Annotated in this window: 14 protein-coding genes; 6 read left to right on the forward strand and 8 right to left on the reverse strand. The window is 69.0% G+C overall.

The window, feature by feature from the left end:
* The first annotated feature begins 12 nt into the window (after positions 1–12).
* Positions 13–687, forward strand: a complete 675-nt coding sequence (locus tag ACTWPT_RS28620) for a FadR/GntR family transcriptional regulator (RefSeq protein WP_443180558.1) — start codon at positions 13–15, stop codon at positions 685–687.
* On the opposite strand, the gene ACTWPT_RS28625 is transcribed toward ACTWPT_RS28620, so the two are convergent.
* On the reverse strand, positions 674–1,522 hold the full coding sequence (locus ACTWPT_RS28625) for an SDR family oxidoreductase (RefSeq protein WP_443180559.1): 849 nt from the start codon (positions 1,520–1,522) through the stop codon (positions 674–676). The genes ACTWPT_RS28620 and ACTWPT_RS28625 overlap by 14 nt on opposite strands.
* On the reverse strand, positions 1,519–1,806 hold the full coding sequence (locus tag ACTWPT_RS28630) for an antibiotic biosynthesis monooxygenase family protein (RefSeq protein WP_443180560.1): 288 nt from the start codon (positions 1,804–1,806) through the stop codon (positions 1,519–1,521). The genes ACTWPT_RS28625 and ACTWPT_RS28630 overlap by 4 nt, the downstream gene beginning before the upstream one ends.
* Before the next feature lie 62 nt (positions 1,807–1,868).
* On the opposite strand from ACTWPT_RS28630, the gene ACTWPT_RS28635 reads away from it, so the two are divergent.
* Positions 1,869–2,339: a MarR family winged helix-turn-helix transcriptional regulator gene (locus tag ACTWPT_RS28635; RefSeq protein ID WP_443180561.1), complete on the forward strand. Its 471-nt coding sequence runs from the start codon at positions 1,869–1,871 to the stop codon at positions 2,337–2,339.
* A gap of 238 nt (positions 2,340–2,577) precedes the next feature.
* Here the strand turns inward: ACTWPT_RS28635 and dnaN are convergent, their stop codons facing one another.
* From dnaN to ACTWPT_RS28650, 3 genes are all read right to left on the reverse strand, one after another.
* A complete protein-coding gene (dnaN, locus tag ACTWPT_RS28640) occupies positions 2,578–3,675 on the reverse strand; it encodes a DNA polymerase III subunit beta (RefSeq protein WP_443180562.1) in 1,098 nt (365 codons plus the stop codon).
* Positions 3,676–3,748: 73 nt separating this feature from the next.
* Complete coding sequence (locus ACTWPT_RS28645; protein ID WP_443180563.1) at positions 3,749–4,402, reverse strand: LuxR C-terminal-related transcriptional regulator; 654 nt, start codon at positions 4,400–4,402, stop codon at positions 3,749–3,751.
* Entirely contained in the window at positions 4,399–5,829 is a 1,431-nt protein-coding gene (locus ACTWPT_RS28650) for a sensor histidine kinase (protein ID WP_443180564.1), read from the reverse strand. Before ACTWPT_RS28650 ends, ACTWPT_RS28645 begins: the two co-directional genes overlap by 4 nt.
* A 109-nt stretch (positions 5,830–5,938) precedes the next feature.
* Between ACTWPT_RS28650 and ACTWPT_RS28655 the strand changes: the two genes are divergently transcribed.
* Both ACTWPT_RS28655 and ACTWPT_RS28660 read left to right on the forward strand, forming a co-directional pair.
* Positions 5,939–6,844 carry an ABC transporter ATP-binding protein gene (locus tag ACTWPT_RS28655; RefSeq protein ID WP_443180565.1) on the forward strand — a complete coding sequence of 302 codons (906 nt, stop codon included), beginning with the start codon at positions 5,939–5,941 and terminating at the stop codon, positions 6,842–6,844.
* Positions 6,841–7,572, forward strand: a complete 732-nt coding sequence (locus ACTWPT_RS28660; protein ID WP_443180566.1) for an ABC transporter permease — start codon at positions 6,841–6,843, stop codon at positions 7,570–7,572. The genes ACTWPT_RS28655 and ACTWPT_RS28660 overlap by 4 nt, the downstream gene beginning before the upstream one ends.
* A 2-nt stretch (positions 7,573–7,574) precedes the next feature.
* On the opposite strand, the gene ACTWPT_RS28665 is transcribed toward ACTWPT_RS28660, so the two are convergent.
* Positions 7,575–8,489, reverse strand: a complete 915-nt coding sequence (locus ACTWPT_RS28665; RefSeq protein ID WP_443180567.1) for an SMP-30/gluconolactonase/LRE family protein — start codon at positions 8,487–8,489, stop codon at positions 7,575–7,577.
* 56 nt (positions 8,490–8,545) lie between these two features.
* Between ACTWPT_RS28665 and ACTWPT_RS28670 the strand changes: the two genes are divergently transcribed.
* Positions 8,546–8,977, forward strand: coding sequence for an Lrp/AsnC family transcriptional regulator (locus ACTWPT_RS28670; RefSeq protein ID WP_443180568.1), 432 nt, complete (start codon positions 8,546–8,548; stop codon positions 8,975–8,977).
* Positions 8,978–8,986: 9 nt separating this feature from the next.
* Positions 8,987–9,505, forward strand: coding sequence for a redox-sensitive transcriptional activator SoxR (soxR, locus tag ACTWPT_RS28675; RefSeq protein ID WP_443180569.1), 519 nt, complete (start codon positions 8,987–8,989; stop codon positions 9,503–9,505).
* 152 nt (positions 9,506–9,657) lie between these two features.
* Here the strand turns inward: soxR and ACTWPT_RS28680 are convergent, their stop codons facing one another.
* Both ACTWPT_RS28680 and sigJ read right to left on the reverse strand, forming a co-directional pair.
* The gene (locus tag ACTWPT_RS28680; RefSeq protein ID WP_443180570.1) at positions 9,658–10,116 is read right to left on the reverse strand and encodes a universal stress protein; all 459 of its coding nucleotides are present in this window, start codon (positions 10,114–10,116) and stop codon (positions 9,658–9,660) included.
* 79 nt (positions 10,117–10,195) lie between these two features.
* Entirely contained in the window at positions 10,196–11,074 is an 879-nt protein-coding gene (gene sigJ, locus ACTWPT_RS28685; RefSeq protein ID WP_443180571.1) for an RNA polymerase sigma factor SigJ, read from the reverse strand.
* Positions 11,075–11,413: the final 339 nt, after the last annotated feature.

Below are 11,413 nucleotides of genomic sequence, written 5' to 3' on the forward strand. Positions count from 1 at the left end.
AGGAGGCGGACTGTGAGTCTGCGTACGGCGCAGCGAGCTTCGCTCGTCGACCAGGTGATCGACCAGCTCAAAGAGCAGATCACCTCAGGTTCGTGGCAGATGAACGGCAAGATCCCAACCGAGACCGTGCTGGCCGAGCAGCTCGGAGTGGGTCGCAACACCGTTCGCGAGGCCGTACGCGCGCTCACGCACGCCGGGCTGCTCGAGTGCCGTCAGGGGGACGGCACTTACGTCCGCGCGACCAGCGAGCTCTCCGGTGCCATGCTGAGGCGGCTGAAGCAGGCCGAGCAGTTGGAGATCCTCGAGGTACGCCGCGCGCTCGAGGTCGAGTCGGCGCGCCTGGCGGCCACCAGGCGCACCGATGAGGACATCGTCCGCATCGAGGCGGCGCTGGCCGAGCGGGACCGGGCGTGGGAGCTGGACGACCCCGACTCCTTCGTCGAGGCCGACCTGGCCTTCCACATGGCGGTCGCGCACGCCACGCACAACCTCGTGCTGATCGACCTGTACGAGGACTTCTCCGCGGCCCTGCGCGCCAGCATCACGGCGGCGGGCACGTCGCTGAACAAGAGCTACATCCCGCATGATGCGATCGCCCGGGCCATCTCGGCCGGGGACGCGACGGCGGCAGAGCGGGCCGGGCACGCCTGCATGGAGCACATCCTCATCGCGCTCACTGAGTCCTGAGCCGGTCGGCGTGATCTTTCGCGAAGTCGGTGAATGACCGGCCGGGACGGCCGATCACGTCCGTGAACGTCGGCGTCGTGTAGTCGCCCCAGCCCTGCGCGTACGCCGTGAGGTATTCCTTGGTGACCGCGGCGATCCACTCCGGCAGGCCCGCCGCGAGCATCGAACGTTGTGCGTCGTCCGGCGTGACCTGCTGGTAGGCGATGGGCGTGCCATACACCTCACCCAGGGCGGCGGCCGCGTCCCCCAGTGAGATGCTGGCCGGGCCCGTGAGAGTGTAGGTCTTGCCCTTGTGCGGCGCTGGATCACGCAGGACCGCGGCGGCGAAGTCGCCGATGTCGCGTACGTCGATCAGGCCGAGTCTGCCCTCGCCCGTCGCGCCGTAGAGGGTGTCGCCGTTCACCGAGCCGAAAAGGTTCTGCATGAAGAAGGCCGGGCGGATGACGGTCCAGTCGAGGCCTGAGGCCGCGAGCTCGACGTCGGACAGGGCGTGCAGCCGGCCGTTGCGGGTCGGCGCGTCATGGGCGGCGCCGATGGCCGACATGCGTACGACGTGGCCCACCCCGGCCTTCCTGGCCGCCCAGACGGCGTTCATGCTGGCATGGGGCGCCTGGGGGCCCATCGCGGTCAGCAGCCACAACGTGTCCACACCCTTGAACGCCTGGTCGAGCGTGGCCGGTTCGTCCAAATCCCCGACCGCCACCTGCACATCAGGCACATCCAATGTCGCCTTCGCCGCGTCGCGCACCAGAAGCCGCACGTCCTCCGTGCCCGCCAAGGACCGCAGCACTGCGCTGGAAACGGTGCCGGTGGCACCGGTGATCAAAATGGTCATCGTATTGTCCCCTCTTCCATGGACACGAGCTCGTCGATCAGGTCGAAAAAGGCCTGGATGCCAGGCAGGTTGGCGCCTTTCGCGCGGGAGGCGGCGAAGTCCTCCGGCGTACGCCACTCCACGATGTCCAGCCACTCGCCGTCGGACACGCGGACCAGCTTGGCGTCCAGGAATCCCGCCCGATCGGCCTGGAAGTCCGCGATCATCCCCGGGCGCGCCGCCAGGAGCCGGTCGGCACGGTCGGGTGCGACTCGGAACCTGGTGAGTTCCACCGTTGTCGTCATGCCACGACCATATAGTAATAATTAGTGACGGTCAAGATTAGTGACTAATTGGAGGGTGTGAGGTGCGCAGGAGCCAGCGCAAGCAGGAGAAGCCCGATCTCGGCATCCTGTCCAGCCGGACCCTTTTCAGCCTGCAGCGGGAGCTGTTCACCCGGCTGAGCGAGCAGGGGCATCCGCGGGTCCGCCCGCGGCACGGTGCGGTTATGGCGTACCTGGACGAGGAAGGCAGCAGGGCCACCGACCTGGCGGCACAGTCCGGGCAGCACAAGCAGGTGATCGGCACCCTGGTGGACGAGCTGGTGGAGCTGGGATACGTGGAACGCCGGCCGGACCCGGCCGACCGCCGCGCCAAGCTGATCGTGCCTACCGAGATAGGGCGCGATCACATGGCCAAGTCGGACGAGATTCTCGCCGCGATGGAGGCGGAGCATGCGCGGGCGGTGGGTGAGCAGGCATACGCGGACTTCAAGCGCGTCTTCAAGACGGTCGCCGACCGCCAAACCGGGAACGACCGCACCGACGCCCCGGATTGACCCGCCCGCCGCCCCGGCGCCCGCCCTCCACCGGCCGAGGCGACCGGTCGGCGCTTACAGGGAGGCATCGGTGCCCGTGCGCCGTTGCGGCGGCCGACCCTGTGCGGGTCAGAGGGCGTCTCCCTGGAGGCCATCAGCCCCGCACGCTGGATGGCGCCCCCTTGGCCCCGCCGTACAAAAGAAAGCCCTTGTTGCCGGCGAAGGCTCAGCCGTCACCCCATCGGGAAGCCTCCGTGTCTTACTGCTGGCGGAGGGACATGACCAGATAGCGGAAGGTCGGGGTGGCATCGCCGGGGACCTCCTGGATAAGGGCGGGCCTGGTCGGCGACTCCATGTTGATGCGGGCCAGCTCGCTCTCGATCCCCACCAGCCCGTCCAGCAGGAACTGCGACTGGAAGGCGATCTCGATGTCCTCACCCCGCAGCTCGCACTCGACCACCTCGGTCCCGCGCCCGATGTCACCGCCGCCCGCCTGGATCAGCACCTGCCCCTGCGTGAACGACAGCCGGATGGCGGTGTTGCGCTCGGCCACCAGCGCCACCCGCTTGATCGCGCTGACGAACGACGTCACCGGCACGTCGGCCCTGATCGACCAGTCGGTGGCCAGCCTGGCACGGTAGTCGATGAACTGCTCGTCGAGCAGCCGCACGGTCGTGCTGCGCCCCACGCTCTCGAACCCCGCCACCCCGTCGCCCATCGCGATCGACACCTCGCCACCGCGCAGCGACTTGGCCACCTCGACCAGCACTCGCGCCGGCACCATCGCGGAGACGGCCGCCTCAGGACTGGCCGGCCGCCAGGCGAAGTCGCGGGCGGCGATGCGGTATCGGTCGGTCGCCGCCATCGCCACGGACTCGCCCTCGATGTCGACCCTGATGCCGGTGAGCATCGGCAGCGTGTCGTCGCGACTGGCGGCAGGCGCCACCTGGCCAACGGCCGAGGCGAACACGCCGCCACCGACGGCGCCGATGGCCGGCGGCATCGTGGGCAGGGTCGGAAAGTCCTCGACCGGCATCGTGACGAGCCCGAACTCGGCACTGCCGCAGGTCAGCACCGCCTCAGGTCCCTCGGTGACGATCTCCACATCCTCGGCGGGCAGGCTCCGGCTGATCTCGGCCAGCAGTCGGCCGGGGATCAGCACGCTGCCCTCCTCGGCCACGTCGGCGTCGATCACAGCCCGGGCGGAGACGTCGTAGTCGAATGCGGACAGGCTCAGGTCCTCGCCTGCCTCCAGCAGGAGCCCGGACAGGACGGGCACCACAGGGCGGCTGGGCAGGACTCGGGCTGCCCATGCCACCGCCTCCGCAAGTACATCGCGGTTAACCCGGATTTTCACCTGTTACACCCCTTCGTCGCGCCGTGCCTCTATGAAAATAGCCGAGAGGACTGACAACACAGGGCCAGGTTGTTCAGCCGCGGCTGTTGAGGTACGCGAGCACGGCCAGCACGCGCCGGTTGTCGTCATCCGACGGCGCGAGGCCCAGCTTGGCGAAGATGTTGGCGGTGTGCTTGGCGACGGCGCTCTCGCTCAGATAGAGCCGCTGGGAGATCGCCGCGTTGGAGCGCCCTTCCGCCATGGCCTCGAGCACCTCCCGCTCCCTCGGCGTGAGCGCGGCCAGCGGCTCGTGCCTGGCGTTGCTGGCCAGCAGCTTGGCGATGACCTCGGGGTCCATGGCGGTGCCGCCCTTTGCGACCCTGCGTACCGCGTCGATGAACTGCTCAGCGTTGAAGACCCGGTCCTTGAGCAGGTAGCCGATCCCGCCCGAGCCGTCGGCCAGCAGCTCGCGGGCGTACAGCTGCTCGACGTGCTGGGACAGCACGAGGATCGGTAGGCCGGGCACCGACTTCCTGGCCGCGAGAGCGGCCTGCAGGCCCTCGTCGGTGAACGTGGGCGGCAGCCGCACGTCCACGATCGAGACGTCCGGGCGCAGTTCGAGCAGGCCCTTCAACAGCTCGGGGCCGGACTCCACGGCGCCCACGACCGTGAAGCCGTGGGCCTGCAACAGGTGGACGAGCCCGTCTCTGAGCAGGTAGAGGTCTTCGGCGATGAGCACGCGGTTCATGTGCACCAGGGTTTGGTCGGGGTGGCTTCTGCCATCCAGCGTTCGCGGTTGTGGGTCGCGGGGATGCGGATGGCCATGGCGTGCATGGTAAGCCCGAGCGCGATCATGCCGATGATCACCGGCCACTGCCAGACCTCGGGAAGGTGCAGTGCGAGGAACCAGGTTTTCTCGTCGAAGTCGATGATCTTGAAGATGGCCGCTACGAAACCCTGCGGGAAGGTGGGGCACCAGGCCGTCGCCCACAGGAAGGTGACCAGGATCATCTTCCGGCGGGGGAGCTTGGACAGATCGCCCGACCAGTGCTGCGGCAGCGCCCTGGGCATCTCCATCATCACGGTGGTGGGCCCGCCCGGCGGGCTGTTCAGCGCCAGTACCCCGTCGAAGGCGGCCAGCCGCCGCTCGATGCCGGCAAGGCCGCTGCCCTTGGCGGGGTCGGCGCCGCCCATGCCGTCGTCGGTGACCGTGATGCGCAGGTCGCCGCCATTGGAGCTGATGTCCACCGTCGCCGACCGGGCGTCGCCGTGCCGGGCGGCGTTGGAGAGCAGCTCGCTGACGGCGAAGTACACCGCCGCCTCCACGGGCGGCTCGGGCCGGTGCGGCATATCCACGTCCACGGTGACCCGCATCGGGCTGTCCATGGCGAGCGCGCGTACGGCGTCGCCGAGCCCGCGCTCGGCCAGCACCGGAGGATGGATGCCGCGGATGACCCGGCGCAGCTCGGTCAGCGTCTCGGAGGACGCCTCCCTGGCCTTGGAGAGCAGCGCCTTGGCGGACGCGGGATCCTTCTCCACGAGCTGCTCGACCGCGCCGAGCGTCATGCCGATCGCCACCAGCCTGGCCTGCGTGCCGTCGTGCAGGTCGCGCTCGATCCTGCGCATCTCGGCCGCCTGGGAGTCGGTCGCCAGGTTGCGCGTGCGCTTGAGGTGGCTCACCTGGCCTGCCAGGCGGCTCGCGGCGGTCGCGCCGAGCAGCAGGTCGCTCCAGAGCGCGTAAAGGCGCAGGCTCTGCGCGGGAAGCAGGATGAACAGCGGTAACAGCGCCACCTTCACCAGGGGGTCCAGCAACAGCCAGAGATCGTCGCGCCAGGTGGCCGGATCGCTGATCAGCCACTTCCAGCGATCGTTCCAGGCCGGAATGCGCGGCGATCTGTAGAGGGTACGGTCCGAGCGGTACAGCCCGTCCGCCTGCGGCACCGGGGGCGGGGGCTTGGGCAGGTAAGGGGGCTCGATCGTGATGTCCGTCCACGCGCCCAGCAGCCGCCTGTTGAGCCCGGTCAGCCTCCTGACCATCCGGGCCTGCGGCGGGAACAGGAAGACCATGCCCATCGCCACCGACAGAACCAGCATGACGATCGACAGAAAGATCACCGGCACCTCGACGACGAGCAACGCGAGAAGCACCGTGACCTGACCGAACCTCCGAAGCATGCCTTCAGTGTGCGACAGCGGACGGTTTGCGGTCACTGCACCTAGGTACACCGTTACCAGGCAGCTAGTCGGATTCCGCGATGTATCCGGTGTTCCTAGCGTCGAGGTCATGAAAATCATCGAGGTCAGGAACCTGCGCAAGCAGTATCCGAACCATCTGGCGGTCGACGATGTGTCGTTCGAGGTCGCCGAGGGTGAGATCTTCGGCATCCTCGGCCCGAACGGCGCCGGCAAGACCACCACCGTGGAATGCGTCGCGGGCCTGCGGGCGCCGGACGGCGGCACCGTACGGGTGGCCGGGCTGGATCCGCGGCAGGACCGGGCCGAGTTGCGCCGGGTGCTCGGCATGCAGCTGCAGAGCGCCGCCCTGCCGGAGAAGATCAAGGTGTGGGAGGCCCTGGACCTCTACGCCTCCTTCTACCCCGACCCGGCCGACTGGACCGAGCTGATGGAGCGGGTCGGGCTCGGCGACAAGCGCGACACCGTGTTCAAGAAGCTGTCCGGCGGACAGCGCCAGCGGCTGTCCGTCGCGCTGGCGCTGATCGGCCGGCCGCGCGTGGCGGTGCTGGACGAGCTGACGACCGGGCTCGACCCGCAGGCCCGCAGGGACACCTGGGAGCTGGTCGAGCAGATACGGAACTCAGGGGTGACGATCGTGCTGGTCACCCACTTCATGGAGGAGGCCGAGCGGCTCTGTGACCGGCTCGCGCTCATCGACGAGGGCAGGGCGGTCGCCACCGACACGCCCGCCGGGCTGGTCGCGCAGGTGGGCGGGGAGCGGAAGGTGCGGTTCCGGCCCTCGGCGCCGGTCGACGACGCCGTGCTGCTGGCCCTGCCCGAGGTGCACGAGATCAGCAGGAGCGGCGGCGAGATCACGGTCAGCGGCTCGGGCGACCTCGCCCCCGCGGTCACCCTCGCCCTCGCCCAGCACCAGGTCGTTCCCGGGAACCTGCGCACCGAGCAGGCCACGCTCGACGACGCGTTCCTCGCACTCACCGGAAGGAAGCTGTCATGAGGAAGATCCTCATCGTGGAGACCAAGCTCCACCTGCGCGACTGGCCGACCATGTTGTTCACCGTCGGCCTGCCGGTCGCCCTACTGGTCCTGCTGGGGCTCAGTATCCCGGGGCTGTCCAAGATCGGCGCGTTCGGGCTGCGGGGCGTGGACGCGACCCTGCCGGCCATGATGACGTTGCTGTCGCTGCTCGTGCTGGCCTGCAGCGTGGTGCCGGCGGTGCTGACGTCGTACCGGGAGCAGGGCGTGCTCAGGCGGATGTCGACGACACCCGTGCATCCCGCGCGGCTGCTGGTCGTGCAGCTGCTGATCAACCTGGCCATGGCAGCCATCGCCACGGCCATCCTCATCGTGTCGGCCCGGCTGGTGTTCGGCGCGGCGGCGCCGCGGCATTGGGGATGGTTCGTGCTGGTGTTCCTGCTCGGCACCGCCGCGCTGCTGGCGATCGGGCTGGTGATCGCCGCACTGGCGCCCAACGGAAAGTCCGCGCCCGGGATCGGGGCGGTGGTGATGCAGCCGCTGATGCTCTTGGGGGGTGTGTGGATGCCACACGAGGTCATGCCGGACATGCTGCGGAGGATCAGCGACTTCTCCGTGGCAGGACCGGTTACGCAGGCGCTCAAGGCCGCCTGGGCGGGCCAGGCCCCGCAGCCGCTGCATCTAGCGGTGATCGCCGTCGGGCTGGTGGTGTTCGGGGGCCTGGCCGTGCGCTTCTTCCGGTGGGAGTGAGGCTAGCGCCCGGCCCAGACCGGGCGCGCGCCGGTCACGTTGGTCATCAGGGAGTAGAGCGAGGTGGAGGCGGCGATGAACATGCGGTTGCGCTTGAGCCCGCCGAACACCAGGTTGGCGGTGAACTCGGGCAGCTTGAGCCGGCCGATCAGCGTGCCGTCCGGGTCGTAGCAGAGCACCGCCTTGCCGGCCGCGGCCCAGATCCGCCCGGTGTCGTCCAGCCGCATGCCGTCGAACTTGTCGTCGTCGCCGCCCTCGGCGAAGACCTTGCCACCCGCGAGGGTGCCGTCCTCCCGCACGTCGAACACGCGCAGGTGCCGCTCCTTGGTGTCCGCCACGTAGAGCCGGCTCTCCTCCAGCGAGAAGGCCAGGCCGTTGGGCCTGGCGAAGTCGTCGGCCACGACCCGCACGTCGCCCGCCACCGGGTCCACCCGATAGACGTGGCAGCCGTCGATCTCCTGCTCGGCGGCGAAGCCCTCGTAGTTGCTCAGGATCCCGTACGGCGGGTCGGTGAACCAGATGGAGCCGTCGGAGCGGACGACCACGTCGTTGGGGCTGTTGAGCCGCTTGCCCTCCCATCGGTCCGCGATCACCGTGATCGAGCCGTCGTGCTCGGTGCGGGTGACGCGGCGATTGCCATGTTCGCAGGAGATCAGCCGGCCCTCGCGGTCGAGCGTGTTGCCGTTGACGTAGCCGGACGACCGGCGGAACGGCCCGACCGCGCCCGTCATCTCGTCCCAGCGCAACATCCGCTCGTTGGGGATGTCGCTCCACACCAGGAACCGGCCGGCCGGGAAGTACACCGGGCCCTCCGACCAGCGGGTGCCGGTGTAGAGCACCTCGATCACGTCGTCTCCGGCGACCGCGGCGAACCGCTCGTCGAGCACCTCGAACTCGGTGGGGATCGTCTTCGTCATGGCTCCCACCATACGCCGTTCGGTTTGTGAGAGAAATGACGAGATATCATCCTGTGGTGGATGATATCGACAGGATGCTGATCGGCCTGCTCCAGGAGGACGCGACGCAGTCGTACGCCGTCCTCGGCCGGGCGGTGGGCCTGTCCAGCGGGGCGGCCCATGAGCGGGTGCGCAAGCTGCGCGAGCGGGGCGTGATCAGGCGGACCACGATCGAGGTCGACCAGGCCGCACTGGGGCGGGCCGTGACGGCGTACGTGCTGGTCGAGGGGAGCACGTGGATGGGCGACAGCGCCAGCCGGCTGGCGGCGATCCGCGAGATCGAGGAGGCGCACGTCATCGCCGGGCCCGCGTCGGTGCTGCTCAAGGTCCGTACGGCGGGCACGCGGGAGCTGCAGGACGTGCTGCGGCGGGTGTTCGAGGTGGACGGCGTGACGGGGACGCAGACGGTCGTCGTCCTGGAGACGTTCTTCGAAAGAATCCTCAAGTAAACTCCAGGTATGACCAAGGTCGCCTGGAACGCCAAGGAGCTCACAGTCGGGGAGCTGGCCGAGCGCAGCGGCGTCGCCGTCTCCGCCCTGCACTTCTACGAGGCCAAGGGGCTCATCAAGAGCCGTCGTACAGCCGGCAACCAGCGCCGTTACGGCCGCGACAGCCTGCGCAGAGTCGCGTTCATCAGGCTGGCACAGCGCATCGGGATCCCGCTCAAGACCATCAAGGACGCGCTGGCCGAGCTGCCGGACGAGCGCACGCCCACGCGTGACGACTGGGCGAGCCTGTCGGCCGCGTGGCGCAGCGAGCTGGACGATCGCATCCTGCAGTTGCAGCGGCTGCGGGACGACCTGACGGACTGCATCGGGTGCGGCTGCCTGTCGCTCGACCGGTGCCCGGTGGCCAACCCCTACGACCGGCTGGGCGACGAAGGGCCGGGCGCCCGGCGCATCGACACCAAGCTGTGCCCGCCGCAGGTGTGCTGCACGACGGCGCCGGCATCGCCACGCTCGGGATCGACCACGTGATCGTCATCACGGCCGGAGCTGGGACTGGCGAGAAGCTCGCGGCCCTCGCCCCGCCTTTCAGGGCTGTGGGACTGGCGAGAAGCTCGCGGCCCTCGCCCCGCCTTTCAGGGCTGTGGGACTGGCGAGAAGCTCGCGGCCCTGACCCCCGCCTTTCAGGGCTGACGGGGCGCCTTGGCCGGCGGGACGATGAGGGTGGGCCGGTGCGCGTGGTGCAGCACGTGGTTCGAGACGCTGCCCAGCAGCACCGACCTGACCCCTGCCAGGCCACGCGAGCCCGTCACGATCAGCGAGGCGTCGATCTCGTCGGCGACGTCCACGATCGTCTTCCAGATCGACTCGTTGTCGGCGACCGCCCTGTAGGTCACGTCGGCGAGCCCCGACGCGATCGCCAGCTCGGCGCCTTCCTTCGCATGCTGCTCGGCCTGGACCTGCGCCTCGTCCTCGGTGCCCGGGTCGATCCCGGCCGCGGCAAGCGGGTACTTGCGCAACTGCACGAGCAGCGGCTCCCACACCGTGAGAACGACGGTCGGCTCGGCCGAGAGATGTTTGGCGGCGAACTCGATCGCGGTCCGCGCGTCGGCCGAGCCGTCGTAGGCGACAAGGATGGTCATGGCGTGCTCCCCTTCGCTTCAGTCATCCGCTAAAGCACCGGAGTGATCACGCCAATTCCGTAGGACCTTGTCTGGTTTGTCACATCGTTCCGAAGACCAGGTCGAGCCTGTCGAGGCGGTCGGGGTCGGACAGGATGTCGAGGGCGGCGATCCTGCCGTTGCTGACGGTGAAGGCCAGGACCCCCTTCGGCTGCTCATTCTCCAGGCTGACGAGCCCCACGGCGCCGTTCACCAGCACCGGCTCGACGCGACGTGCGGTCGTGTACCGCTGGAAGTTGAGAGCCTGTCCGGCCACGGCCTCGGCGCCGCGGATCGTCCACAGCCCGCCATCGGCGTCAACGCGCATCACGACGCCGGGGTCGAGGATTTCGAGCAGCGCCTGGAAGTCGCCACCGCGCGCGGCGGCCAGGAAGGCCTCGACGACCTGCCGCTGGCGGCTCAGGTCGGGGTCCGGCGGCGGGACGGTGCCGCGTACGCGCTGGCGTGCGCGGCTGGCCAGCTTCTTCGCCGCGTCCGGCGAGCGGTCCACAATCGCGGCGATCTGCTCGAACGGCACCGCGAACATGTCGTGCAACACGAACGCCAGCCGCTCGGCCGGGCTGAGCGACTCCAGCACCACCAGCAGCGCCAACCCGACGGCGTCGGCGATCAAGGCCTGCTGCTCGGGGTCGCCGCCGTCCTCGCGGCTGACGACCGGGTCCGGCAAGTGCTGCTCAAGGGACGCCTCGCGCCGCGCCGTACGGGCGCGGAGCATGTCCAGGCACACCCGGCCGACGACCGTGGTGAGCCAGCCGGCCAGGTTGCCGATAGCGCCGGAGTCCGTACGGCTGAGCTTCAGCCACGCCTCCTGCACAGCGTCCTCGGCCTCGGCGAGCGAACCGAGCATCCGGTACGCCACCGCCTTGAGATGCGGGCGGTGCTCCTCGAACTGGCCGGCCAGAAAGTCGTCAGCGTCCACGGTCACATCCTTCGTCAGGGCTCCTACGTCCTTGACGTATCGGACCCGGCAAACGTGACGCGCTGTAGGATCCGCGGGGCAGACCCGCACGCCGAAACGCCATCGTGTGGATCTCCACACGCCAGAACTCACTCGCCCAGTCAGGGTGCGTGACGGGGGCGAGCTGTCATCGGCGCTCGTAGCCTCCGACGTGGGGCGCGTCAGGGGTTGGAAACTGCTCTCGGATAAGTGTCCATGAGTGTCTTTTAGGTGTCACGAGTGCTGTATGATCTTGTGCATGAACCTGACGGAATGGGCACGCGCACAGGGGATCGCCCCGCGTACTGCGTACCGCTGGTT

This window comes from Nonomuraea sp. 3N208, from assembly GCF_052245935.1.
Lineage (GTDB): Bacteria > Actinomycetota > Actinomycetes > Streptosporangiales > Streptosporangiaceae > Nonomuraea.